The 22,777-nt window shown below is 65.0% G+C and carries 25 protein-coding genes; 13 read left to right on the top strand and 12 right to left on the bottom strand.

Annotated features, from left to right (window positions below):
- Positions 1-3: 3 nt before the first annotated feature.
- The gene (locus JOE31_RS08705; protein WP_209743359.1) at positions 4-870 is read left to right on the top strand and encodes a site-specific DNA-methyltransferase; all 867 of its coding nucleotides are present in this window, start codon (positions 4-6) and stop codon (positions 868-870) included.
- 13 nt (positions 871-883) lie between these two features.
- On the opposite strand, the gene JOE31_RS08700 is transcribed toward JOE31_RS08705, so the two are convergent.
- Complete coding sequence (locus JOE31_RS08700) at positions 884-1,732, bottom strand: PHP domain-containing protein (RefSeq protein ID WP_209743357.1); 849 nt, start codon at positions 1,730-1,732, stop codon at positions 884-886.
- Positions 1,733-1,817: 85 nt separating this feature from the next.
- Here JOE31_RS08700 and JOE31_RS08695 point away from each other — a divergent pair, with 85 nt between their 5' ends.
- Positions 1,818-3,410: an aminopeptidase P family protein gene (locus tag JOE31_RS08695; protein ID WP_209743355.1), complete on the top strand. Its 1,593-nt coding sequence runs from the start codon at positions 1,818-1,820 to the stop codon at positions 3,408-3,410.
- Positions 3,411-3,474: 64 nt separating this feature from the next.
- On the opposite strand, the gene JOE31_RS08690 is transcribed toward JOE31_RS08695, so the two are convergent.
- Positions 3,475-4,338, bottom strand: a complete 864-nt coding sequence (locus JOE31_RS08690) for a general stress protein (protein WP_209743353.1) — start codon at positions 4,336-4,338, stop codon at positions 3,475-3,477.
- Between the two features lie 76 nt (positions 4,339-4,414).
- On the opposite strand from JOE31_RS08690, the gene JOE31_RS08685 reads away from it, so the two are divergent.
- The 3 genes from JOE31_RS08685 to JOE31_RS08675 are packed head-to-tail and all read left to right on the top strand — an operon-like array spanning position 4,415 to position 7,540.
- Positions 4,415-5,698 (top strand): magnesium transporter MgtE N-terminal domain-containing protein, encoded by a 1,284-nt coding sequence (locus JOE31_RS08685; RefSeq protein ID WP_209743351.1) that lies wholly within the window; start codon positions 4,415-4,417, stop codon positions 5,696-5,698.
- Positions 5,679-6,401 carry a DUF1003 domain-containing protein gene (locus JOE31_RS08680; protein ID WP_209743349.1) on the top strand — a complete coding sequence of 241 codons (723 nt, stop codon included), beginning with the start codon at positions 5,679-5,681 and terminating at the stop codon, positions 6,399-6,401. The genes JOE31_RS08685 and JOE31_RS08680 overlap by 20 nt, the downstream gene beginning before the upstream one ends.
- An 11-nt stretch (positions 6,402-6,412) precedes the next feature.
- Positions 6,413-7,540, top strand: coding sequence for an Mrp/NBP35 family ATP-binding protein (locus JOE31_RS08675; RefSeq protein WP_209743347.1), 1,128 nt, complete (start codon positions 6,413-6,415; stop codon positions 7,538-7,540).
- A gap of 79 nt (positions 7,541-7,619) precedes the next feature.
- Here JOE31_RS08675 and JOE31_RS08670 read toward each other — a convergent pair whose 3' ends face one another.
- From JOE31_RS08670 to sigE, 3 genes are all read right to left on the bottom strand, one after another.
- The gene (locus JOE31_RS08670; protein ID WP_209743345.1) at positions 7,620-8,021 is read right to left on the bottom strand and encodes a Sec-independent protein translocase TatB; all 402 of its coding nucleotides are present in this window, start codon (positions 8,019-8,021) and stop codon (positions 7,620-7,622) included.
- A gap of 81 nt (positions 8,022-8,102) precedes the next feature.
- Positions 8,103-9,062 (bottom strand): anti-sigma factor, encoded by a 960-nt coding sequence (locus JOE31_RS08665; protein WP_209743343.1) that lies wholly within the window; start codon positions 9,060-9,062, stop codon positions 8,103-8,105.
- Between the two features lie 122 nt (positions 9,063-9,184).
- On the bottom strand, positions 9,185-9,814 hold the full coding sequence (gene sigE, locus JOE31_RS08660; RefSeq protein ID WP_011692635.1) for an RNA polymerase sigma factor SigE: 630 nt from the start codon (positions 9,812-9,814) through the stop codon (positions 9,185-9,187).
- Between the two features lie 297 nt (positions 9,815-10,111).
- Here sigE and JOE31_RS08655 point away from each other — a divergent pair, with 297 nt between their 5' ends.
- Positions 10,112-10,744, top strand: a complete 633-nt coding sequence (locus tag JOE31_RS08655) for an O-methyltransferase (protein WP_011692636.1) — start codon at positions 10,112-10,114, stop codon at positions 10,742-10,744.
- Positions 10,745-10,788: 44 nt separating this feature from the next.
- On the opposite strand, the gene JOE31_RS08650 is transcribed toward JOE31_RS08655, so the two are convergent.
- The 4 genes from JOE31_RS08650 to JOE31_RS08635 all read right to left on the bottom strand — a co-directional run bounded on the left by JOE31_RS08650 (position 10,789) and on the right by JOE31_RS08635 (position 13,680).
- Positions 10,789-10,956, bottom strand: coding sequence for a DUF3117 domain-containing protein (locus tag JOE31_RS08650; protein WP_009357720.1), 168 nt, complete (start codon positions 10,954-10,956; stop codon positions 10,789-10,791).
- A 233-nt stretch (positions 10,957-11,189) separates the two neighbouring features.
- Complete coding sequence (locus JOE31_RS08645; protein ID WP_245199507.1) at positions 11,190-12,398, bottom strand: hypothetical protein; 1,209 nt, start codon at positions 12,396-12,398, stop codon at positions 11,190-11,192.
- A gap of 74 nt (positions 12,399-12,472) precedes the next feature.
- Positions 12,473-12,829, bottom strand: a complete 357-nt coding sequence (locus JOE31_RS08640; RefSeq protein ID WP_209743339.1) for a DivIVA domain-containing protein — start codon at positions 12,827-12,829, stop codon at positions 12,473-12,475.
- Between the two features lie 23 nt (positions 12,830-12,852).
- Positions 12,853-13,680 (bottom strand): TIGR00730 family Rossman fold protein, encoded by an 828-nt coding sequence (locus JOE31_RS08635; protein WP_209743337.1) that lies wholly within the window; start codon positions 13,678-13,680, stop codon positions 12,853-12,855.
- Positions 13,681-13,844: 164 nt separating this feature from the next.
- Between JOE31_RS08635 and JOE31_RS08630 the strand changes: the two genes are divergently transcribed.
- The 4 genes from JOE31_RS08630 to JOE31_RS08615 all read left to right on the top strand — a co-directional run bounded on the left by JOE31_RS08630 (position 13,845) and on the right by JOE31_RS08615 (position 17,143).
- Positions 13,845-14,600: an amino acid ABC transporter ATP-binding protein gene (locus JOE31_RS08630; protein WP_209743335.1), complete on the top strand. Its 756-nt coding sequence runs from the start codon at positions 13,845-13,847 to the stop codon at positions 14,598-14,600.
- Positions 14,601-14,669: 69 nt separating this feature from the next.
- On the top strand, positions 14,670-15,557 hold the full coding sequence (locus JOE31_RS08625) for a glutamate ABC transporter substrate-binding protein (RefSeq protein WP_209743333.1): 888 nt from the start codon (positions 14,670-14,672) through the stop codon (positions 15,555-15,557).
- 93 nt (positions 15,558-15,650) lie between these two features.
- The gene (locus JOE31_RS08620; protein ID WP_209743331.1) at positions 15,651-16,301 is read left to right on the top strand and encodes an amino acid ABC transporter permease; all 651 of its coding nucleotides are present in this window, start codon (positions 15,651-15,653) and stop codon (positions 16,299-16,301) included.
- Positions 16,298-17,143: an amino acid ABC transporter permease gene (locus tag JOE31_RS08615; RefSeq protein ID WP_209743329.1), complete on the top strand. Its 846-nt coding sequence runs from the start codon at positions 16,298-16,300 to the stop codon at positions 17,141-17,143. The genes JOE31_RS08620 and JOE31_RS08615 overlap by 4 nt, the downstream gene beginning before the upstream one ends.
- A 73-nt stretch (positions 17,144-17,216) precedes the next feature.
- Here JOE31_RS08615 and dapE read toward each other — a convergent pair whose 3' ends face one another.
- A complete protein-coding gene (dapE, locus tag JOE31_RS08610; RefSeq protein ID WP_209743327.1) occupies positions 17,217-18,338 on the bottom strand; it encodes a succinyl-diaminopimelate desuccinylase in 1,122 nt (373 codons plus the stop codon).
- A 50-nt stretch (positions 18,339-18,388) separates the two neighbouring features.
- Between dapE and dapD the strand changes: the two genes are divergently transcribed.
- Positions 18,389-19,420: a 2,3,4,5-tetrahydropyridine-2,6-dicarboxylate N-succinyltransferase gene (gene dapD, locus JOE31_RS08605; protein ID WP_209743325.1), complete on the top strand. Its 1,032-nt coding sequence runs from the start codon at positions 18,389-18,391 to the stop codon at positions 19,418-19,420.
- Between the two features lie 54 nt (positions 19,421-19,474).
- On the top strand, positions 19,475-20,326 hold the full coding sequence (locus JOE31_RS08600) for a hypothetical protein (RefSeq protein WP_209743323.1): 852 nt from the start codon (positions 19,475-19,477) through the stop codon (positions 20,324-20,326).
- 3 nt (positions 20,327-20,329) lie between these two features.
- Here the strand turns inward: JOE31_RS08600 and JOE31_RS08595 are convergent, their stop codons facing one another.
- A complete protein-coding gene (locus tag JOE31_RS08595) occupies positions 20,330-20,941 on the bottom strand; it encodes a hypothetical protein (RefSeq protein ID WP_209743321.1) in 612 nt (203 codons plus the stop codon).
- A gap of 76 nt (positions 20,942-21,017) precedes the next feature.
- The gene (locus tag JOE31_RS08590; RefSeq protein WP_209743319.1) at positions 21,018-21,638 is read right to left on the bottom strand and encodes a TetR/AcrR family transcriptional regulator; all 621 of its coding nucleotides are present in this window, start codon (positions 21,636-21,638) and stop codon (positions 21,018-21,020) included.
- 81 nt (positions 21,639-21,719) lie between these two features.
- Between JOE31_RS08590 and galE the strand changes: the two genes are divergently transcribed.
- A complete protein-coding gene (gene galE / locus JOE31_RS08585) occupies positions 21,720-22,733 on the top strand; it encodes a UDP-glucose 4-epimerase GalE (protein ID WP_209743317.1) in 1,014 nt (337 codons plus the stop codon).
- Positions 22,734-22,777: the final 44 nt, after the last annotated feature.

Here is a 22,777-nt window from a genome sequence, read left to right as displayed (position 1 = left end):
TCAATGACTGACACCGTCTGGGCGCCGGACGGCAGCAACCTGGTGGTACACGCGGACAACGCCGAGTACCTCCCCACGCTGCCGGACGGCGCCTTCACACTCATCTACGTTGACCCGCCCTTCAACACGGGCCGGGCCCAGACACGCCAGCAGACCACCATGGTCCGCAACGCTGAAGGCAGCGGCGACCGCGTGGGGTTCAAGGGCCGCTCCTACGACACGATCAAAGGCGCCCTGCACAAGTACGACGACGCCTTCAGCGACTACTGGTCCTTCCTGGAGCCCAGGCTCGTCGAGGCGTGGCGGCTGCTGGCTGACGACGGCACCCTGTACCTGCACCTGGACTACCGGGAAGTCCATTACGCCAAGGTCATGCTGGACGCCATCTTCGGCCGGGAGTGCTTCCTGAACGAAATCATCTGGGCCTACGACTACGGAGCCCGGGCCAAGTTCCGCTGGCCCACCAAGCACGACAACATCCTGGTGTATGTCAAGAACCCTGCCAAGTACCACTTCAACAGTGCTGAAGTGGACCGCGAACCGTACATGGCGCCCGGGCTCGTGACACCCGAAAAGCGGGAACTCGGCAAGTTGCCCACCGACGTCTGGTGGCACACCATCGTCTCCCCCACCGGCAAGGAGAAGACCGGCTACCCGACGCAGAAGCCCGAGGGCCTGATCCGCCGCGTGGTGGCCGCCTCCAGCAGGCCGGGTGACTGGTGCCTGGACTTCTTCGCCGGCTCCGGCACCCTCGGTGCCGTCGCCGCGAAGCTGGACCGGAAATTCGTCTGCGTGGACCAGAACCAGCCTGCCATCGACGTCATGGCCAAGCGGCTCAGCGCCCTGGCGTCGTTTACGTCGTTCCCGTAAAGGACGGAAGAGGTCAAGGACGCACGACGGCGGTTCCGCTGGCCTGCTCTTCAATCCTCGTCAAGACCTCGGGTGCCGTGAGGTTCTCGCCCAGCAGGTTCGGTTTGCCGGTGCCGTGGTAGTCGGAGGAGCCTGTGACCAGCAGGCCGTGTTCCTCGGCGAGTGCACGCAGGTAGGCGCGGCCCTTCTCCGGGTTGTCGCGGTGGTCGATCTCCAGGCCGGCCAGGCCGGCGTCGATCATCTCCAGGTAAGTACGCCTGCCCACCACCCGGCCACGCGCCGACGCCACCGGGTGGGCGAACACGGGCACGCCTCCCGCCTCCCTGACCAGGGCCACGGCAACGGCCGGATCCGGGGCGTAATGCTGGACAAAGTACCGGGACTGAGACGTCAGGATCGAGGCAAAGGCTTCGGTCCGGTCCGCGACCACCCCGGCCGCCACCAGGGCATCGGCAATGTGCGGCCGCCCCAGCGTCGCGCCGGGTGCCACATGGTGGATGACGTCGTCCCAGGTCAGCGGGTAGTCCTCGGCCAGGAGGGTGACCATGCGTTCGGCCCGGATGAGGCGGGCGTCCTTGGCCTTGGTGATTTCCTCCAACAGGCCGGGGTGCGATGGATCGTGCAGGTAACTGAGCAGGTGGACGCTGATGCCCTCCTCCGTCCGGCAGGAAATCTCCATGCCGGGTACCAGGACAATGCCCTCAGTCCGGGCCGCCGCCGACGCTTCCGCCCAGCCGTCGGTGGAATCGTGGTCGGTCAGGGCCACCACGTCCAGGCCCGCGGCTGCGGCGGCCGCCATCACCGCTGCGGGCGCCTCCGTGCCGTCGGAAACATTCGAGTGGGCATGCAGATCAATCCTCACCTGCCCAGCCTAGTAGATGGCCGGTGCGGACGGCCCGTGCGGTGTTCGGTGGCCCCGGCCACGCAGCTGGTGAGACTATGGGACGGTGAACGATGCAGACAACACCTACAACGGTGAAAATACAGCAAACCAGCCACTCGAAGAGCGCGTCAACAACCGCTCGCAGCGGCCCAGTTCCGACGCCTTCAAGGCCTTCATGGCCAGCAACTGGGCGCCCTCGGCACAAGAGCTCCCCGATCGGGACGCCGTGGCCGACCACGCCGCCGCCCGGCGTCGCACCATTTCCGGCCTTTTCAAGGGCGAACGACTGGTGGTCCCTGCCGGGCCGCTGAAGGTCCGCTCCAATGACTGCGACTACCGCTTCCGCCCGCACTCCGGTTTTGCCCACCTGACCGGCCTGGGCCTCGACCACGAGCCCGACGCCGTGCTCATCTTCGAACCGGTGGAAGAAGGAAAGGGCGACGACGGCGGGAACCACCGAGCCACTCTTTACTTCCGCCCCCTCGCCGGCCGCGACACCGAACAGTTCTATGCAGACTCCCGCTCGGGCGAATTCTGGATCGGTGCCCGCCCCACGCTGGCAGAATTCGAACGCAGGCTGGGCCTCGCCACGGCCCACATCGACGAGCTCGAACTGGCAATCACCAAGAATGTGGGCGCCCCCGAGATTGGCGGTATCTCCATCCGGCTGGTGCGCAAGGTGGACGAGAACATCGACGCCCTGGTGGACACTGCCCGCTACAACACGGCCAAGGACCCGGACAACCTGGACCTGGGCGTGCTGGATGCCCTTGATGAGAAGCTCACCGAGGCCCTCTCCGAGCTCCGCCTGCTCAAGGATGCGTGGGAAGTCGAGCAGATGAGGATCGCCGTGGCCGCGACCGTGGAAGGGTTCACCGAGGTGGTCAAGGCCCTCCCCCGGGCCCTGACGCACCAGCGCGGCGAGCGCGTGGTCGAGGGTGCCTTCTTTGCCCGTGCCCGGGAAGAGGGCAATGAGCTGGGCTACGACACCATCGCGGCCTCGGGCAACAACGCCACCGTGCTGCACTGGACCCGCAACACCGGAACGGTCAGCGCCGGCGAGCTGCTGCTGCTGGATGCCGGCGTTGAGGCCGATTCCCTCTACACGGCCGACGTCACCCGTACCCTGCCCGCCAGCGGCACGTTCACCGAGGTCCAGCGCAAGGTTTATGAGGCTGTCCTGGACGCGGCGGACGCGGGCTTCGCCGCCGCGCAGCCCGGCACCAAGTTCCGCGACATCCACACGGCCGCCACCACCGTCCTAGCCGAGCGCCTCGCGGAATGGGGACTGCTGCCCGTGTCCGTCGAGGAAGCCATCAGCCCCGAAGGCCAGCAGCACCGCCGCTGGATGCCCCACGGCACCAGCCACCACCTGGGCCTCGATGTGCACGACTGCGCCCAGGCCAAGCGTGAGCTCTACCTGGACGGCGTCCTCACCCCGGGAATGGTGTTCACGATCGAGCCGGGCCTGTACTTCAAGAACGAAGACCTCGCGATTCCGGCGGAATACCGCGGCATTGGCGTCCGGATCGAGGACGACATCCTCATGACTGCCGACGGTCCGGTCAACCTCAGCGCCGCACTCCCCCGCAAGGCGGACGACGTCGAGTCCTGGATGGCGGGCATCTACCAGGAAGCAGAGCACACACAGCCGTAAGCCGCTAAACACAAAGGCCTCCGTCCGGATCATCCGGACGGAGGCCTTTGTGTAAGGGGGACTACTACTGCTGGTTTCCGCCCTCAGCGGGCTCCTGCCTGGGTCCGTCCTCCTGTTTGTGGGTGTCGGTCACGCGGACACCGTACTGCGGCCGGCCGTCCGGGAGATCGGGGTAGCGCACTGCGGGTTTCGGCGCGGCCTGATGCTGTTCCTCGGAAGCGGCCTGCGGTCCGTTGCCGGGCGCGGCCGCTGCATGCGCGCCGTAGGAGGGCTGGTTCCCTGCCTCAGGCGTCCTCTGGCCGTAAGGATCGTTCCATCCTGCAGGACGCTGGGGTCCGGATCCCTGCTGCGGGCCGTGCTGGTGCCCCGGCTGGAACGGCTGGGTCTGGCCGTACGCTGCGGTTCCGGCGGACGCATCCGACGTGGTCATGGGCAGCTGCTGCAGCATGCGCCGTGCCTCATGGGAAGCCTCAAAGGCAACCACGACGTCGTAGTTGGTGGCCACCACCTGGCTGGTTGAGGTGAAGTCGCGCTTCCCGCGCTGCATTGCGTAGGTGACGATGCCAAAGAGCATAAAGAACGCCGCGCCCATGAGCACCGAGGTCACAATCGAGAAGTATCCGCCGGTAGGCGAGAAGAAGGACAGCATGACGCCCACGAACAGGCCAAACCACATTCCGCTGAGTGCGCCCGACAAGGCGACCCGGGGGTAGCTCAGCCGGCCGGTGACGCGCTCCACCATCTTCAGGTCGTTGCCCACGATGGACACCAGTTGGACGGGGAACTGCTGGTCTGCGAGGTAGTCCACCGCCTTTTGGGCGTCCAGGTAGGAGGAATACGAACCGACGGTGTCCCCGGCCGGAACCGTGCGGAACTCGTCCGGCCCGTTCGGGACACCGGCCTTGGGGGCACCAAAAATGTTTGACATACATCCATTCTTGCCCATCCGGCTGTGTGCAGGCTGAAATTCAGCTAAAAGAGAGCAGACTCGGTAGCCTGTAGTGGTGAGCACAAATATTTCGCGGGTGTTTGTTGCGCGCCTCCTCGGACTGGATGTCTTCGACCCCCTGGGCGACCGTCTCGGCAGGTTGCGCGACGTCGTCGTGCTCTCCCGCGGCACCCGGGGCGCCCCGCACGTTGTGGGCATCGTGGTGGAAGTACCCGGTAAGAAGCGCGTCTTCGTACCGATGACCCGAATCACCTCGATTGACCAGACCCAGATCATTTGCACGGGCCTGGTCAATCTGCGCCGCTTCGAACAGCGCGGCGCGGAAACCCTCGTGGTGGCTGAGATGTTCGACCGCCGCGTGACCCTCGCCGATGGCAGCGGCGATGCCACCATCGAGGACATCGCGATGGACAAGCACCGTTCCGGCGACTGGTTTGTCAGCAAGCTCTTCGTCCGCCGTGGACACTCCCTCTCGCCGCTGAGCCGGCTGCGCCGCAATGAGACCATGATCATCGACTGGGCCGACGCGCAGCAGGGCGCCAAGACGGAGCCGCAGGCCGCAACCCAGTTCGTCGCCACCCACGAGGACCTGAAGCCTGCCGACTTCGCCGAGGCCCTCCAGGAAATGAGCGATAAGCGCCGTTTCGAGGTCGCCAGCGAACTCCAGGACGAGCGCCTCGCCGATGTCCTGCAGGAGATGCCCGAAGGTGACCAGGTGGAAATCCTCTCCGCCCTCGACGTCAACCGCGCCGCCGACGTCCTTGAAGAGATGGACCCCGACGACGCCGCCGACCTCCTCGCCGAACTCCCCAGCGCCCAGGCGGAGGAACTGCTTCAGCTCATGGAACCCGAGGGCGCCGAAGACGTCCGCCGCCTGTTGGAGTACGACGAGGACACCGCCGGCGGACTGATGACCCCGGTCCCGGTCATCCTCCCGCCCGAGGCCACCGTCGCCGAGGCCCTCGCCCACGTCCGCCGCGAGGAACTCTCCCCCGCCCTGGCCTCGTCGATCTTCATTGCCAGGCCTCCGCTGGAGACGCCGACCGGCCGTTTCCTCGGCGTCGTCCACATCCAGCAGCTGCTGCGCTTCCCTCCGCCGGAACCCCTCGGAAACCTCGTGGACAAAACCCTGGAACCGGTCTCGGACCAGGCGCACATCAGCGAGGTGGCCCGCACCCTGGCCACCTACAACCTCAACTCGCTCCCCGTGGTCAACAGCGACGGTCGGCTTGTGGGGGCGGTGACTGTTGATGACGTGTTGGATCACCTGCTCCCGGATGACTGGCGCGCCCACGAGGACGACGCCCCGATAAGGAAACTTGGAGGCCGCGTTGGCTGATAACAGCACACCCAGAACCTCCACTGCCCGGCCGGGCGGTAAAGGCGGCGGCAAAGGCAGCCTCGACACTCCCCTGAGCGGGCGCCAGCGGATCCTGCCGAAGTTCTCACCGAACCCGGACGCCTTCGGCCAGACGACCGAAGGCTTTGCCCGCTTCATGGGAACGCCGCAGTTCCTGGTCTACATGACGGTGTTCTGCATCTTCTGGCTGGTCTGGAATACGTGGGCCCCGCTGGAATGGCAGTTCGATTCACGCGAGCTCGGCTTCACGTTGCTGACGCTGATGCTCTCCCTGCAGGCGTCCTATGCGGCCCCGCTGCTGCTGCTCGCCCAAAACCGCCAGGACGACCGTGACCGCGTGTCGCTGCAGCAGGACCGCCAGCGCGCCGAACGCAATCTCTCGGACACCGAATACCTCACCAGGGAGCTTGCGTCGCTGCGCATCGCACTGCGTGAAGTTGCCACCCGTGACTACGTCCGTGCCGAACTCCGCAGCCTCCTCGAGGACATGCTGGAGGCGCAGGAAGAACTCCGCACCCATGATCCGTCCGGCACGGGAAGCCACGAGTCCCCCAAGGACAAGGTCAAGGAGAAGTTGAAGGAACGGCGGGACAAGCAGCGCAACCCGCGGACCCAGCAGATCCCCAGGGTGAAGCCCGAACATACCGGCTACCCTGCGCACCTCAACACCCCCGAAAGCTGAGTACTGACCGTATGATCACCCCCCTGGCCCAGGCAGTGGACGCTGCACTGGCCACTGTCATCGATCCCGAACTGCGCCGCCCCATCACCGAACTCGGCATGGTGGAGTCGGTGACCATTGACAAGGGCGGACGCGTCCGACTCGTTGTGCTGCTCACCATTGCGGGCTGTCCCCTGCGCGGCACCATCACCGCGGACTCAACCGCCGCGCTGTCCGCGGTCCCCGGAGTGACCCACGTCGACGTCGAGCTCAAAGTCATGACGCAGGAGCAGCGGGACGCGTTGAAAGAGCAGCTCCGCGGCCCCGGCGGCCAGCGCGGCATTCCGTTCAACCAGCCCGGATCCCTCACGAAGGTCTTCGCCGTGGCCAGCGGCAAGGGCGGAGTGGGCAAGTCCTCCGTGACGGTCAACCTCGCCTGCGCCATGGCAGCCCAAGGCCTGCGCGTCGGCATCATCGACGCCGACGTGTACGGGTTCTCTGTCCCTGCGCTGATGGGCATCGACCAGGCTCCCACCCGGGTCGACGACATGATCCTGCCGCCGGTGGCCTACGGAGTCAAAGTCATTTCCATCGGCATGTTCGTCAAGGGCAACCAGCCGGTCGCGTGGCGCGGGCCCATGTTGCACCGGGCCCTTGAGCAGTTCCTCACCGACGTCTACTTCGGCGACCTGGACGCCCTCTTCCTTGACCTGCCCCCGGGAACCGGGGACATCGCCATCTCCGTGCCGCAGCTGCTTCCGAAGGCCGAGATCCTGGTGGTGACCACGCCGCAGACCGCCGCCGCAGACGTCGCCGAGCGGGCCGGCGCCATCGCTACGCAGACAGGCCAGTCGGTGGCCGGGATTGTGGAGAACATGTCGTTCCTTGAAATGCCCGACGGCGGGAGGATGGAACTGTTCGGCAGCGGCGGCGGCGCTGTGCTCGCCGAACGGCTGTCCGCCACGGTCGGTGCGGACGTGCCGCTCCTGGGCCAGATACCGCTGGACATCCTGCTGCGCGAGGGCGGTGACGCCGGCCGGCCCATCGTGCTCGGCCGGCCCGAGACGCCTGCGGGCCAGGCACTGACGGGAATTGCGGGGAAGCTCGCAGCGAGGCCACGTGGGCTTACGGGAATGAAGCTGGGCCTGCAGCCCCGCTGAGTAAGCCTGGCGATATCCGCCTCGGCGATTGCGGCCGTCAAAATCCCGGCCCCGCGATGGAGGCTGCCGGACTTCCGGCCTAGGTGGCCTCGGAATCGAACGGTGCACGCTCGCCGTCGGCCAGCCGTTCAATGACGCGTGCCGGGCGCTCTTCCGCATAGGACGCGGCAGAGGCCGAGGCAACGGCCGCAACCGCTGCCGGTGCACCGGCGCTGACGGGCTTTGTGTCGTCGTCGAGCAGGGCTTCCTTGATGATCCGGCGGGGATCGTATTGGCGCGGGTCGTATTTCTTCCAGTCGACCTCGTCGATGTCGATGCCGACTTCGTCCTTGATCTGTTCCCGGGCGCCCGACGCCATCCGGCGGACTTCCTTGACCAGGTTCGCCAATTTCTGGGTGTATTCGGGCAACCGGCTGGGGCCGATCACCAGGACGCCGATGATCAGCAGAAGTAGAAACTCCGGACCGTTGATTCCAAACACCCTAGGAAGATTACCCTCTCCGGGACACTGGTGACGATTCTGACGCGGGCCGCACAACGGCCGTCCCGGCGGGCAGCCGCCTCATGGCGTGAAAAGCTCCACAATGCGCCCCAGCCCGCGCTGCAGCCTTGCGGTCAGGTCTTCCGGGGCGGCCGCGGTGCTGGCGGCCGCTGCGGACCCCGCAACGTCCTTGATGCCGTGTACCGGCGTGACCGAACCTGAGCGAACCAACTCCGTCACGCCGTCGTCGGCCGTGTCTGCGGGCAGGTCCGAAATGTAGGTAAACGTCACACCGGGCGCCTGGTAAATGGCACGCCACGGGGCTGCTGCGTTGATCCAGAGCGACCCGGCACCGCCCGCCGGACTGCCGGCAGCGCCTTGGGGCGCGGGCACGAACCCGTCGTCCGCTGCAGGACGGCCGGTCAGAATATTCGTCGGCGATGTCACCGGGACGGTGGATGGTGCAGCACCTGCCGGGCCCGGCTGCGGATGCTGTTCCAAGACGGTGGCAAAATGCTTCCCGTCGGTGAGCCTCATTTCCAGGATTCCCTGCCCCGCCACAGCTTCGCGCCGCGCCCAGAGCAGGTGGAAACCCATCTCCCGAAGCTCCGGGCAAGACCATCCCTGCGTACGGAGTTGTTCAAGATCGGCACTTGTCAGCATGCCGGCCGTCCCGAGGGACGCGGAGCCCGCCGACGACTGCAGCCCGAAGGTGGCTTCCTCCTGCTGGACCGACGTTGCGGGTGCGGCGCCTGCCTCAGGCGCGGGATCACCGGCCATGAAATATGCGGCGGCAGTGACCACACCGGCTGCGGCAAAGGCTCCGCCTGCTGCGAGGCCGAGGCCCCTCAGCGTCAGGGATCCTGCAGCGGCGTAGCCGGGTGCGGGGGGCCGGGCAGCGGTGTTTTCGGCCGCCCCTGACGCCGTGGCGAGCTGCTGCGTCCGGGCCAGGAGCCTGGCCGTGAAGTCATCGCTGGCAGCCGGGATCGAGGCACGCCGCATGCGCTCCAAGTACTGGCGCTCACGCCACTGCAGCGACATGCATTCAGGGCAGGACTTTATGTGTTCCGCGCTGCGTCCGCGCTTGCTGCGCGGTAGCAGTCCGCGCGTACAGTTGCCTCCAAGGCCACGCAGCAGGTTTCTCAGCTGACCCATGGAGCCGATCAGAGGATGCCGGCGATGCGCGGCAGCTTGAGCCGTGGCTTGAGGGACTGCCTGGTGCGGGGATCCCGGTGCGCCAGCTTCTCCCGGAGCATGGTGCGTCCGCGGTGGATACGGGACCGCACGGTTCCGAGTTTGACGCCCAGCGCCTCGGCCACCTCGTCATAGGACAGGCCTTCGAGGTCGCACAGGACGACGGCGGCGCGGAAGTCCGGCGGCAGTTCCTCCAGGGCGGCTTGGACATCGAGGTCCAGGTTGTTGAATTCAAAGCTCTGTTCGGGGCCAGGTTCACGGCCGGGCAGCCGTGATTCGGCGTCTTCGGCAAGGGCATCGAAGCGGATGCGGCTCTTGCGCCGCGCCTGGTCCAGGAAGAGGTTGGTGGTGATCCGGTGCAGCCAGCCGTCGAGCGTGCCGGGTTTGAAGTTCTCCAGCGACCTGAAGACGCGGACGAACACCTCCTGGGTGAGGTCCTCGGCGTCATACTTGTTGCCGGTCAAACGGTAGGCAAGGCGGTAGACCTTGGCGGAGTGGTTGGTTACCACTTCCTCCCAGGTTGGCCTGACCCACTCCGCTTCTGACTGGGCCACTGAATCTTCAATTGCCGGGACAGGTGCCACAACTGATGCTGACATCGTCCACTCCCCTCGTGGATGGTACTAACGCCTGGACGGTGCTGACACCAGTGCTTCGGCGCCGATCACCTCCTGGATGAGCGGATTAACATCATTTCAAAGTTGGCTGGGAATTTCCTGACTATCAGGGGTCTTCAGCCTTGGGCGGAAACCCGCACTGCCCGGGCGACCGGAGGAGTGGCGCCCGTCACATCGGACCGCAGCCACAGCCTGCCGGGCCGTCACCTCCGGGCCGGGCGCCGCCGGACACAGTACGCTGTTAGGAACAATCCCCTGCCGCCCAGAAAGCGAATCCTCATGAGCGCCGATAAGTCCACGAGCTGGTCCTATGCAGAAGATCTGCCTGCCGAGGATGAAGTATTGCTGCATGCTCGGGAGCGTTCCTTTGAGCTGGGCGTCACCCCGGTCGGACCGGGCGTGGGAGCGGTGCTGACGGTTCTGGCGGCAGCTTCAAAAGCGCAGACGGCTGTGGAAATCGGAACAGGAGCCGGTGTCTCCGGTGTTTGCCTGCTCCGCGGCCTTGGCCCCCAGGCGGTCCTGACCACCATCGACGTGGACGTGGAACACCTCCGGGCGGCACGGGAGGCTTTCCAGGAAGCCGGAAGCCCCGCCAACCGGACCCGCACCATTTCCGGCCGTGCCGGTGACGTGCTGCCGCGGCTGACCGACGGCGCCTACGATCTGGTGTTCATCGACGCGGACAAGCCGGGTATCCCGGGGTATGTCGAGCAGGCCATCCGCCTGCTGAAACGCGGAGGCCTGCTGGTCATCAACGACGCCCTGGACAAGGACCGCGTAGCCAACCCGGCGGCCCGGGATTCAACCACCGTGGTTCTTCGCCAAGTGGGCAAGGCAATTCGCGACGACGAACGGCTGGCCTCGGCCATGCTGCCCACCGGTGACGGCCTGTTGGTAGCGGTCAAGAAATAAGGAAGGGCCCGCAGCCAAAAGCCGCGGGCCCTACCAGAGCAAATCTATTCGGTAACGCCGACGAGGCATTCCTTGAGGTTTGCCGCCTCTGCCGCGTTAAGTTCGACCACAAGCCGCCCCCCGCCTTCGAGCGGCACACGCATAATCAAGCTGCGGCCCTCTTTGGTTACTTCCATAGGGCCGTCGCCGGTGCGTGGTTTCATAGCCGCCATGAGGAAAATCCCCTCCAATAGTCCCAGGACCTACCAGCCCGGGCGGGCTGTGGCCGCGTCGTCAATCAAGCCGCTATGACGGCTTAGCAGCAACCGCCATGGCTGAACAGTTTTGAATGCAATTTGTTCATGCTTAACCCCTATTATCCTGTAATTACCCGGCTGTAGCTAATTGATGGATTTTCTTCATCACTTGGAAAATTGTGGCCGCGGTCATAGCGCCCGTGCCCGGGTCACGGCGGGTAGTCTCCCCCGCCGGGCAGCTGGGCCCAGGCCCACAGCCACACGATCCAGACGATCTGGAGCAGGACGAACATGGTGACCACGGTTCCCCGGTAGGCGCGGGAACGCGACATGAGGGCTGCACTCAGCGCCAGCGGGAAGAGTGGCAGAAGCATCCGGAACGTGCTGGTCTGGGGATGCAGGAACACGAGCAGGTAACCCATATAGCAGACGCACCAGAGCCGCAGCTCCGTCCCCAATGCCGCCACTGGGGAGGATGTCATGACAAGCCCGAAGGCCGCTACAAATATGAATGGAGCCAGCACCCCCAATGCTGGCCCGAAGAGCTGGATTCCGGTGTCGAACCACGGCTTGAAGGGCACAAGGTCATGGCCGCGCCAGACGGTTTCCGTCTTGGTGTATGCCGCAGGATCTCCGGTGACGGCCCAGGCGATGGCAGGCCACATCAGGGCGCCGAGTCCGCTGACTGCGGTCAAACCCGCCAGGCCCAGGAGGTCCCGTCCACTGTGAGCCGGGGCCTCATCGCCGCGTCGGATGCCGGGACGGGTGCGCTCCCACAAACGGTAGGCCAGCAACCCTCCAGCCACGGCGGCAAACGGAACCCCCGTGGGCCGGGAAAGGCACATGAGGACGACTACCGGCATAGCCCACAGATATCGCCTCTGCATGACCAGGAGCAGTGCCGACGCCAGCAGCAAAAGGTTCAACGACTCGGCATAGGGAACCTGGAGGACGGCGGCCACGGGAAAGGTGGAAAAGAAGACCACACCCCACATCGCCGTGCGGTGGGCGGCTTTCTGCCGAAAGAGGCGATACACCACCAGCGCGGCACCCAGCCCGGCAGCCATCGCGATGACTGTGAGGGCCAGCGCGGGGTCCATGCCCGTCATGGCCGAGACTGCCCGCCCGAGCATCGGAAAGAGCGCATAGAAAGCCCAGGCGTTCTCCTGGACGTTGCCGCCGTCGTCCACGGGAAGCTGACTCGGGTAGCCGTTCCGGAGTACCTCGCCGTACCAGCGGGCGTCCCAGATATTGATGAAGTTCCAGTAATCAGGCTTTGCGGGAAACCACGGGTTGACTCCCTGGTGCAGGGCGGCCGCCATGAAGATGCAGGCGCTGACAAGCCGTGCGGCAGTGTAGACGCAGGCAACTTGCGCCCACCACGGCCATAGGCCCGCGCGCGCAGCGGCCGACCCCATGCGTTTACGCAGCAGGGCATTCACTCCCTGGTTTCCCTCCGGCACCACCCGACCGGCTGACGTGCCCTGTTGGCTCAAGGCCCGCTCTCCCCTGGCTGCGCGGGCGCGAGTTCCGCGCGCAAGCGTTCAATTTCGTGGTCCTTGGCGGCAAGCTGGTCCCGGAGGTCGTCCAGGACCTGGTCAACCTGATCCATGCGGTATCCGCGCAGCCCCAGGGCAAAACGGATCCGGTCGACATCGGCAGGCGCCGCCTCGGCCGGAAGCAGCACCGGGGGAAGCGAGGCCACGGGTTCGTCGAAACCGTCCAAAAGCGCGGACTCCGCGGACCGCCGGCGCCGAAAAATGCCCGACGCGGAATCCGCTCCGAAGAAGAGCGCGGCGCCGATCAAAGCGATGGCGAGGAATATCAGGAAGAAACTCACAGGATCCATCGTGCCAGACACCGGAGCGGCAGCTATTCCGGCCGCTGATTGCCGTTCGGCCCGCCTGCGCCATTGCCTGTGCTGCTTCCCGGCGACGGGCGGATGGCGCCGTGGATGACCAGGTCCACCGCATGGCCGGGCTCGTCGACCACCTGGATGAGGCTCAGGTCCTTCTCGGAGATCATCCCGTCCTCCACAAGCGTGCCCCTGATCCAGTCGATCATGGGTCCCCAGAAGGCAGTGCCCAGCAGGACGATGGGGAACGAGGTGACCTTCCGGGTCTGGACCAGGACCATCGCTTCGAAGAGTTCGTCCAGGGTGCCCAGGCCGCCGGGAAGCACAATAAAGCCCTGGGCATACTTCACGAACATCGTCTTCCGTGCGAAGAAATAGCGGAAGTTGATTCCGAGGTCCACCCACTGGTTGAGGCCCTGTTCGAACGGGAGCTCAATGCCGAGCCCCACGGAGACGCCGTTTCCCTGAACGGCACCCTTGTTGGCCGCCTCCATGGAGCCCGGGCCACCGCCGGTAATAACGGCAACTCCCGCTTCCGCCAGTTTGCGGCCCACTTCAACGCCCAGTTCGTAGTAGACGGATCCGGGTTTGGTGCGGGCGGATCCGAACACGCTGACGGCCGGCCCCAGGTCCGCGAGGGCACCAAAGCCTTCCACGAATTCACTTTGGATCCTGAGCACGCGCCAGGGGTCTGTGTGGACGAACTGGCCCGGGCCTTTCGTGTCCAACAGGTGCTGGTCCGACATCTCCACTGCCGCCTGTTTGCGTCGCAGCTCCAGCGGACCCTTGTGGCGGGTGGCAATGGGAGGTACTGGAGTTGGAGAAGGCTGCGGATCGGTACTCATCCACCAAGGCTAGCGCGGTTCGACAAGCCCGACCGTCCGGCACGTCCGAACCCGCAGCAGCGGGCACCCGGGGCGCTGACCTGCAGGTATCTCTTGAATTACGATCTGCATGAAGTTGGAGTGATTGCCGTCATATCCCGCTAATGTTCGCTAGATTCTCTCTTATGACTACTCAAGTGCCCGGCGATGCGCTCGTCTCCCTGAAAGCCGTGAACAAGCACTACGGCCAGCTGCACGTACTGAAGGACATCAACCTCAACGTCCGCAAGGGCGAAGTTGTTGTGGTCATCGGACCGTCCGGTTCCGGTAAATCGACTCTCTGCCGGGCCATCAACCGTCTGGAGACGATCGATGACGGCAAGATCGCCATCGACGGTAAGGAACTCCCGGAGGAAGGCAAGGAACTCGCCAAGCTGCGGGCCGACGTCGGAATGGTGTTCCAGTCCTTCAATCTCTTTGCCCACAAGACGATCCTCGAGAACGTCACCCTGGGGCCGATCAAGGTTAAAGGTGTGCCCAAGGCGCAGGCCGACAAGGACGCCATGGCACTGCTGGAACGCGTCGGCGTCGGACACCAGGCACCCAAGCTGCCGGCACAGCTCTCCGGCGGCCAGCAGCAGCGCGTGGCCATTGCCCGCGCCCTGGCCATGAAGCCGAAGGTCATGCTCTTTGACGAGCCCACCTCGGCCCTTGACCCGGAGATGATCAACGAAGTCCTTGACGTCATGATCCAGCTGGCCAAGGAAGGGATGACCATGATCGTGGTCACCCACGAAATGGGCTTCGCCCGTAAAGCCGCTGACCGCGTGGTGTTCATGGCGGACGGCCAGATCGTCGAGGATTCGACGCCCGAGGAATTCTTCACGAACCCGCAGAGCACCCGCGCCAAGGATTTCCTCTCCAAGCTCCTCACTCACTGATTCCCCAAGACCGCACCAACTCAGTTCGCACCCAGGCCACCACAGTGGCCGCCAATGAAAGGTAATGTCATGAAGGCATTTATGACCCGACGAAAGTCCTTTGTGGTTGCCGCATCAGCGGCCCTCGCACTCACCCTGAGCGCGTGCGGTGGCGGCGGGGGTTCGTCAACCACGAACCCTCCGGTTGCGGAGAAGCCGAGCTTTGCGGCCGACACGACCATGGCCAAGCTGTCCTCAGCCGGCAAGATCACCATCGGTACCAAGTTCGACCAGCCGCTGTTCGGCCAGAAGGGCCTGGACGGAAAGCCGGTCGGCTTCGACGTCGAAATCGGCAAAGCCATCGCCGCCAAGCTGGGAATCGCCGCCGACAAGATCGAATGGGTGGAAACTGTTTCCGCGAACCGCGAACCGTTCATTGAGCAGGGTCGCGTTGACATCGTCGTGGCTACTTACACCATCAATGACGCCCGCAAGCAGAAGGTCTCCTTCGCGGGCCCCTACTACGAGGCCGGCCAGGCGCTGCTGGTGAATAAGGACGACAACTCCATCACCAAGCCCGAAGACGTCAAGGGCAAGAAGGTCTGCTCCGTGACCGGCTCCACCCCGGCCAAGACCATCGTGGACAAGTACGGCGCCGAGCTTGTCCCGGCTGCCAACTACACCGCCTGCCTGGAGCCGCTGCGCAACAAGCAGGTAGTTGCCGTGACCACGGACAACGTGATCCTCGCCGGATACGTGGACAAGGAACCTGAAGCCTTCAAGCTCGCCTCGGAAGAGACCTTCACCAAGGAGCCTTACGGCATCGGCCTGAAGAAGGACGACACCGTTTTCCGTAACTGGATCAACGACCAGCTCGAAGGCTTCGCCAAGGACGACACGTACAAGAAGGCCTGGGAAGCTACCGCCGGCAAGGTCATCAAGACCGTGCCGGACCTCCCGACTATCGACCGCTACTAACGGGCATCCGGTGGTTGCCGGCGGACGTGCAGGTCCGCCGGCAACCACCATCCGCAGGTTCCGCCCCTAGTTCCGCCGTCGCCGAAGGACATCATGGACGTCATCATCGAAAGCCTCCCGCAGTATTGGGACGGTTTCCTCCGCACACTCTTCCTGGCCGCCGTCTCCGGTATCATCGCCCTGGTCTTCGGCACGATCCTGGCCGCCATGCGAGTTTCACCCGTGGCGGCGCTTCGCGGCTTCAGCATGTTCTATGTGGAAGTCGCCAGGAACACCCCGCTCACCATCATCTTTTTCTTCTCGGCCATCGTGCTGCCGCGCCTGGGCGTTAAATTCGACCAGTTCGAAGTGGCCGCCATTATCGCGTTGAGCGGTTACACAGCCGCCTTCGTGGCCGAGGCCGTACGCTCCGGCGTGAACAGCGTCGCCGTTGGCCAGGCTGAGGCCGCCCGCAGCATCGGCATGACCTTCGCGCAGGTCCTGGGCCTGATTGTCCTGCCCCAGGCACTCAGGACGGTGGTCCCGCCCCTGATCAACATTCTCATCGCCCTCGTGAAAAACTCCTCCGTGGCCGGCGCCTTCTTCGTTCTCGAGCTGTTCGGTTATGGCCTGCAGCTCTCCAACTCGCGCGGCGACGCGGTGATGTGGGTGCTGATCGGCGTCGCATTCTTCTACCTGCTGCTGACGGTGCCGCTCGGCCTCCTTGCCCACTATGTCGAACGTAAGGTGGCGATCGCCCGATGACTTCAGTTCTGTACGACGTTCCCGGACCCAAAGCCCGGCGAATCTCCCTCATTGGCTCAGTAGTCGGTTCCATCGTCATCGCCGGCGGCGTTATAGGCGCGGTGGTCATCCTTTCCAGCCAGGGCATCTTCGACGCTGACCGGTGGGCCGTGTTCGTCAATGAGTATGCCAGGGACGTCTGGACCCAGCTGGGACTCGGCGTTCTCGCCACCCTGCAGGCCGCGGCGGTTGCTGCTGTCATTGCATTCCCGCTGGGTGTGGCTCTGTGCCTGCTCCGCATTTCGCTCATTCCGTGGATCCGCATCCCCACGCAGGTGGTACTGGAATTCCTCCGCGGCATGCCGGTGGTCCTGATGATCCTGTTCGTGCTGCTGGTCTTCGCCACGAGTCCCTACGTGGCCGTCGTGTCGGGCCTGGTGCTGTACAACGCGGCGATCTTCTCCGAAATCCTGCGCGCCGGGATCCAGTCCCTGCCCAAGGGCCAGCGCGAAGCCGGACTTGCCATCGGCCTGCGAAGCTTTCAGTCACGGCTGTCCGTCGAGTTCCCGCAGGCCATCCGGCGCATGCTTCCCTCGTTGATCGCACAACTGGTGGTCCTGCTCAAGGACACCTCACTGGGCTACATCGTGGCGTACGAGGAACTGCTGCGTAAGGTCAAGCTGATTTCCGACCTGGAACCGAGCCTGCTCTTTTCGGCATTCTTCGTTGGCGCGGCCATTTACATTCTGATCAACCTGTCAGTGTCCCGACTGGCTATCTGGATCGAACGCCGCGGCTCCAAGAAGGCCGCCGGCGGCGTTGCCAAGGCCGAGCCAGCCTTGGTTGAGACCGCTGCCAAGTAAATCCTGGAAAACATTGAAGGCCCGGATCCGCAAGGATCCGGGCCTTCTCTATGTCGTCTGAGGCCAGCGGATGTCAGCCCAGCCACGTCCGAAGCGCCCGAAGGCATTCGCGGATCGCGTCGGCGTCGACGTGCTCGTTATCCTTATGCGCCAGCAGAGGATCGCCCGGGCCGAAGTTCACGGCAGGGATACCCAGCTCGCTGAAACGTGCGACGTCGGTCCAGCCGTATTTGGGTTTCGGTTCCGCGCCGACCGCGGCCACGAAGGACGCGGCGGCCGGATGGTTCAGGCCGGGCCGCGCGCCGGCGGCACTGTCCGTTTTGACGACGTCGAACCCCTCGAGAAGATCCCGAACGTGGGCTTCCGCCTGTTCCGGGGTCTTGTCCGGAGCAAAGCGGTAGTTGATTTCCACCACGCAACGGTCGGGGATGACATTGCCGGCCGTGCCTCCGTTGATCTTCACCGCATTGAGGCTTTCGCGGTAGTCCAGGCCGTCCACATTGATGGTGGCCGGTTCATAGGCGGCCAGCCTGGCGAGGATAGGGGCCGCGGCGTGGATGGCGTTGCTGCCCATCCAGGCCCGGGCGGAATGCGCAGCTTCGCCGACGGTGGTTGCCTCGAAGCGCATGGTGCCGTTGCATCCACCTTCCACAGTCCCGTGTGTCGGCTCCAGCAGGATGGCAAAGTCGCCGTTCAGGAGCTCGCCATGGTTTCGGACCAGGCGCCCGAGTCCGCTCTTCACCGCTTCCACTTCCTCATGGTCGTAGAACACGAAGGTGACGTCCTTGCTCGGTTCCGCGCCGCCGTCGAACATTGTTGCCGCCAGTGCCAGCTGCACCGCGACTCCGCCTTTCATGTCCGTGGTGCCGCGGCCGTACAGCAGCCCTTCCCCCGGCGCGCCGGACGGCCAGAACGATGGGACGGTGCCCAGTGCCCCTTCGGTGGTCGGCAGGGGCACCGTATCCAGGTGCCCGGCCAGGATGACCCGCTCCGGGCGGCCGAGGTCGGTACGGGCAATGATGGAGTCGCCGTCCCGGACGATCTTGAGCTGCGGAATCTTCAGCAGGGCGTGTTCGACGGCGTCAGCCAGTTCCTTCTCGTTAGCCGAGACGCTGTTGATGTCGATGAGCGCAGCGGTGAGGAGGGCGACGTCCTGGTGGAGGTCCAGGCGGACAGAGGCGGTTTGAGCAGTCACGATGACAGTCTAGTTCGAGACCTGCTCCCGCCTCTCGATAGACTGGGACCATGACTGAAACCGCTGCTGCTTCCGCCGTGCCCGCTGACAATTCCGCGTCCGCCGACGCCCGCTCCGCCTATGGCTACGGTGTGGCCACCATTTCCACCCGTAACGGCGAGGCTACGGTGCTGGACGTCTGGTTCCCCGCGCCGTCCCTTGGAACAGCAGCGGACAGCCTCCGGAATGTGGAAAGCGCCGATCCCGTGCTGGCCGAGATCGCTGCCGCCGGCGCCGACGCGGACCGCGGGACGGAACAGCAGGTTGTGTTTGTCCAGGTCCACCTGGACGAAGCCCCCGCCGATACCGCGGACGCCTACCTGCGCCTGCACCTGCTCTCGCACCGGCTGGTCCGGCCCAACACCATCAACCTGGACGGCATTTTCGGCAAGCTCCCCAACGTCGTGTGGACGAACTTCGGCCCGGCTGCCGTTGACGGCTTCGAAATGACCCGGGCCAAGCTGCGCAAGCGCGGCGCCGTGACGGTCTACGGCGTGGACAAGTTCCCCCGCATGGTGGACTATGTGGTGCCTGCAGGTGTCCGGATCGCCGACGCTGACCGCGTCCGGCTTGGCGCGTACCTTGCCGAGGGCACCACGGTAATGCACGAAGGGTTCGTCAACTTCAACGCCGGCACCCTGGGCACCTCCATGGTCGAAGGCCGCATCTCAGCGGGTGTCGTCACGGGCGACGGCACCGATGTGGGCGGCGGCGCGTCGATCATGGGCACCCTGTCCGGCGGCGGCAAGGAGAAAATCTCCCTCGGCGAACGTGTGCTGCTGGGTGCAAACTCCGGTGTGGGCATCAGTATCGGCGACGACTCGGTAGTGGAGGCCGGCCTGTATGTCACGGCCGGGACCCGCGTGCGCGTGATCGGACCGAAGGACGCCGACGGTGAGGACACCACCAGGGTGGTCAAGGCAGTTGAGCTCTCCGGTGTGCCCAACCTGTTGTTCCGCCGCAATTCCGCGAGCGGCGCTGTTGAAGTGCTCCCCCGCAAGGGCCAGACAGTGGAACTCAACGAGGCACTCCACGCCAACTGAGTCCGCCGCCCAAAGAAGTCAACCGGCCCGTCCAGGGCCTGAGGGAGTAGCCCCGTGTCACGGAGACGCGGCCTGCGCCGCCTGCTAGTACTGGGGCTGGCCCTGGCCCTGATTGCCGGCGGCATCTACACTGCCGTGGCCTTTATCCAGCGCTCGGAGACGCTCATTGCCGAGAAGTGCACCGCCGCCGTCGGGTCACGGAAGGCCGACCTGGCCACTGACCAGGCGGCGAACGCGGCCCTGATCAGCGCTGTCGCCGTGCGCCGCGGGCTGCCGCCCAGGGCGGCGAGCATCGCTTTGGCCACGGCCATGCAGGAATCCAAGCTGCGCAACATCGAGCACGGGGACAAGGCGGGGCCGGATTCGCGCGGCCTGTTCCAGCAGCGCCCCTCGCAGGGCTGGGGCACCGAGGAACAGGTGATGGACCCCTACTATTCGACCGGGGCCTTCTACGACGCCCTGGTGAAGATCCCGGGGTATGAGTCGTTGGAAGTCACGGCCGCCGCGCAGCAGGTCCAGCGCTCGGCCTACCCCGCAGCTTACGCGGAGCATGAGGATATGGGCCGGGCCTTTGCCTCTGCCCTGACCGGCCAGTCCCCCGCTGCGCTGGACTGTACGCTCAAGTCACCGGAGGGTTCAGGTGATGTCCAGGCCGTTCTCGCCGAAATGAACGCCGCTTTCGGGAACCTCCAGGCTTCGGCAGACGGCAGGACGATCGTGCTGCAGGCGGAAGGCAGCGGGGCGTGGGCCGTTGCGCAGTGGGCTGTGGCGAACGCGAAGTCCCTGTCGGTGACGGAGGTCGGAGTGGATGGCCGCAGCTGGGACCGGGCGTCCAGGAACGGCTGGCAGCCTTCGGGTGACCAGTCCGGCCAGGTCACGGTCACCGTCGCCGCCGGGGTTCCCTGACGGTCAGACGAGCAGTTCCACCACGGGTTGGACGTAGCTTCGGAACACCTCTGGCTGGGAGAGCAGTTCCTTGCTCATGATGATCTTGTCCGGCTCCAGGTACCACGCCCTTGGTTCCGTCAGCGGAAGTTCGATGATGGTCAACGTAAAGTCACGCGAACCGCGGCCCACTTCCAGCAGGCGGTCCTCCACCATGTCGCCGAGGAGTTGAGGGGCGCCGCTGGCCTCCCGTTCGGCTTCGAGCGCCGCGTATTCAGCACGGCGCTCCCGTGCCCACGTCAGGGCCGAACCGAAGTGGGCCTGCAGCACGCGCTGAAGAGCCGGAGAGTTGCCAAAGGCCTCGAAGTCCGGCGGCGTTACGTCCGGGGTCATTTGGGGATGCGCCTTGAGCAGCTGCTCCCACCAGGCCTCCCATTCCGTCTTCAGCGCACTGATTCCGCCTACTTCGGAGGTGAGGCTGGTGTGGTCCACCGGACGGATTTTGGGTGCCAAATGGCAAAGCGCCGGACGCCCGGCGGAGTTGAGACCTGCGGCGTCGCGAACATAAAGCGCGATGAGCATAGGACCCGAGGTGTCCATGGTGATTCGCCAGCCAGGACCGCCTGTTTGGTGCATCCGAATGGCCTCCCTTGGCATGTTTACTGTCCTAGTGTATTCCTGATGACTAGCGACGTTAATGGCTGGTTGAAGACTAGCCCAGACTCTGCAGATGCGATGACAGGACGTCCCGGCACATCTCGGCCGTCATCCATTCCGGTTGCAGTAGGGCGTGCATCGTCAATCCGTCCAAGGTCGCCAGCAGCCTCTCCGCCTCGGTGACCAGGGCCTGGTGACCGTCGCCGTCCCCCGTTTCTCCGGGTCCCCGGAGTTCCATAATCAGCCACCCCACGACGGCGGCAACAGCGCGGTGGCTGCGGTCGGCCTCGGCGGCCAGGAAAGGCCTGATCCGCGCGGCATTCTTGAACGCCATCCAGACACATGCGTCCACTGCCCGCTCCTCGTCCAGCGGGAGGAACTGGCCCAGCAGGGTTAACACGCCCTCGGCGTGCCCGGGTGTCCCGGGGTCCTGCCGGCTGAGGTGCTCCCGGGCTACGTCCAGCCTGCCGGTGATCCTGTCCACCACAACGCCAAAGGAATGGGCCAGCAAGTCGTCGCTGCTGGCGAAGTAATGGCGGACGGAACCTACCGCCAGTCCAGCCTCGTCAGCTACCTCACGCAGGGACGCCCGTTCCAGCCCGTCCGCCGCGATGATTCTAAAAACTGCTTCGACAACTTCCTGGCGCCGGACTGCGGCATCAACAATTTTGGGCACCCCTATTATTTAGCACAGTTGTGCCGCCAAGGTGTGGGCAACACGGGCGGAAGCCTGATGAATTGGGATAGCGTTGGGTCCATGAGAATTCTGGTTACGGGCGGCACCGGCTACATCGGGTCCCACACTGTTCTGTCCCTGCAGGAAGCCGGCCATGAGGTAGTGGTCATCGACAACCTGGTCAATTCAAGCGAAGAATCGCTGCGCCGCGTAGCCGAGCTCAGCGGCAAGGAGGCGGTGTTCCACAACGTGGACCTCGTGGACGAGGCGGCCGTGGACGCTGTCTTCGCGCAGGACCGGATCGATGCAGTGATCCACTTCGCCGGACTCAAGGCCGTGGGCGAATCCGTTCGGGAGCCGCTGAAGTATTACTACAACAACCTCGTCGGCACGCTGAACCTGATCCGCGTCATGGACCGGTATGACGTCCGCTCCCTGGTGTTCAGCTCCTCCGCTACCGTGTATGGCGAGCACAATCCCATCCCCTACGTGGAAAAGATGGAGATCGGCGCCAACAATCCCTACGGCCGGACCAAGGAACAGATCGAGGACATCCTCTCGGACCTCGGAGCCGCAGACACCCGCTGGCACATCGCACTCCTCCGGTACTTCAACCCGGTGGGAGCACACCCGTCCGGCCGGATCGGCGAAGACCCCCAGGGCATCCCCAACAACCTGGTTCCGTTTATCGCCCAGGTCGCCGTGGGCCGCCGCGAGAAGCTGATGGTCTTCGGCGGCGACTACGACACTCCTGACGGAACCTGCCTGCGTGACTACATCCACGTCGTGGATCTGGCCGAAGGCCACGTCGCGGCCCTCAACCACGTGGCTGACCGTACCGGAGTCTTCCGCTGGAACCTCGGCTCCGGCAAGGGATCTTCCGTCCTGGAAGTTCTGCGTTCCTTCGAAAAGGCCGTGGGCCACGAGCTCCCCTACGAGATCACCGGCCGCCGGGCGGGAGACCTTCCGGCGTTCTGGGCTGATGCCACGTCCGCGCTGGCCGACCTGAGCTGGTCCACCACCAAGACGGTGGACCAGATGTGCGAGGACCACTGGCGCTGGCAGAAGAACAACCCGCTGGGCTACAACTCCTGATCTCGACAGGCTCGATCACCAGAAAAAACGACGCCGGCTGCGCA

Origin of the sequence: Arthrobacter sp. PvP023, from assembly GCF_017832975.1 — a bacterium.
Lineage (GTDB): Bacteria > Actinomycetota > Actinomycetes > Actinomycetales > Micrococcaceae > Arthrobacter.
The sequence above is the reverse complement of the archived record's forward strand: the minus strand, read 5'-3'. Positions and strand labels throughout refer to the sequence as shown.

Excerpts from the sequence above, each read along its gene's own strand:
- JOE31_RS08620 (WP_209743331.1), top strand. The coding sequence starts at position 15,651 with ATGGACGTCATCATCGAAAGCCTCCCGCAGTATTGGGACGGTTTCCTC.
- JOE31_RS08645 (WP_245199507.1), bottom strand. The coding sequence starts at position 12,398 with ATGGGGTCGGCCGCTGCGCGCGCGGGCCTATGGCCGTGGTGGGCGCAA.
- galE (WP_209743317.1), top strand. The coding sequence starts at position 21,720 with ATGAGAATTCTGGTTACGGGCGGCACCGGCTACATCGGGTCCCACACT.
- JOE31_RS08630 (WP_209743335.1), top strand. The coding sequence starts at position 13,845 with ATGACTACTCAAGTGCCCGGCGATGCGCTCGTCTCCCTGAAAGCCGTG.
- JOE31_RS08690 (WP_209743353.1), bottom strand. The coding sequence starts at position 4,338 with ATGTCAAACATTTTTGGTGCCCCCAAGGCCGGTGTCCCGAACGGGCCG.
- JOE31_RS08640 (WP_209743339.1), bottom strand. The coding sequence starts at position 12,829 with ATGGATCCTGTGAGTTTCTTCCTGATATTCCTCGCCATCGCTTTGATC.
- JOE31_RS08625 (WP_209743333.1), top strand. The coding sequence starts at position 14,670 with ATGAAGGCATTTATGACCCGACGAAAGTCCTTTGTGGTTGCCGCATCA.
- JOE31_RS08615 (WP_209743329.1), top strand. The coding sequence starts at position 16,298 with ATGACTTCAGTTCTGTACGACGTTCCCGGACCCAAAGCCCGGCGAATC.
- dapD (WP_209743325.1), top strand. The coding sequence starts at position 18,389 with ATGACTGAAACCGCTGCTGCTTCCGCCGTGCCCGCTGACAATTCCGCG.
- JOE31_RS08705 (WP_209743359.1), top strand. The coding sequence starts at position 4 with ATGACTGACACCGTCTGGGCGCCGGACGGCAGCAACCTGGTGGTACAC.
- JOE31_RS08635 (WP_209743337.1), bottom strand. The coding sequence starts at position 13,680 with ATGAGTACCGATCCGCAGCCTTCTCCAACTCCAGTACCTCCCATTGCC.
- JOE31_RS08655 (WP_011692636.1), top strand. The coding sequence starts at position 10,112 with ATGAGCGCCGATAAGTCCACGAGCTGGTCCTATGCAGAAGATCTGCCT.
- JOE31_RS08650 (WP_009357720.1), bottom strand. The coding sequence starts at position 10,956 with ATGGCGGCTATGAAACCACGCACCGGCGACGGCCCTATGGAAGTAACC.
- sigE (WP_011692635.1), bottom strand. The coding sequence starts at position 9,814 with ATGTCAGCATCAGTTGTGGCACCTGTCCCGGCAATTGAAGATTCAGTG.
- JOE31_RS08675 (WP_209743347.1), top strand. The coding sequence starts at position 6,413 with ATGATCACCCCCCTGGCCCAGGCAGTGGACGCTGCACTGGCCACTGTC.
- JOE31_RS08665 (WP_209743343.1), bottom strand. The coding sequence starts at position 9,062 with ATGTCGCTGCAGTGGCGTGAGCGCCAGTACTTGGAGCGCATGCGGCGT.
- JOE31_RS08595 (WP_209743321.1), bottom strand. The coding sequence starts at position 20,941 with ATGCACCAAACAGGCGGTCCTGGCTGGCGAATCACCATGGACACCTCG.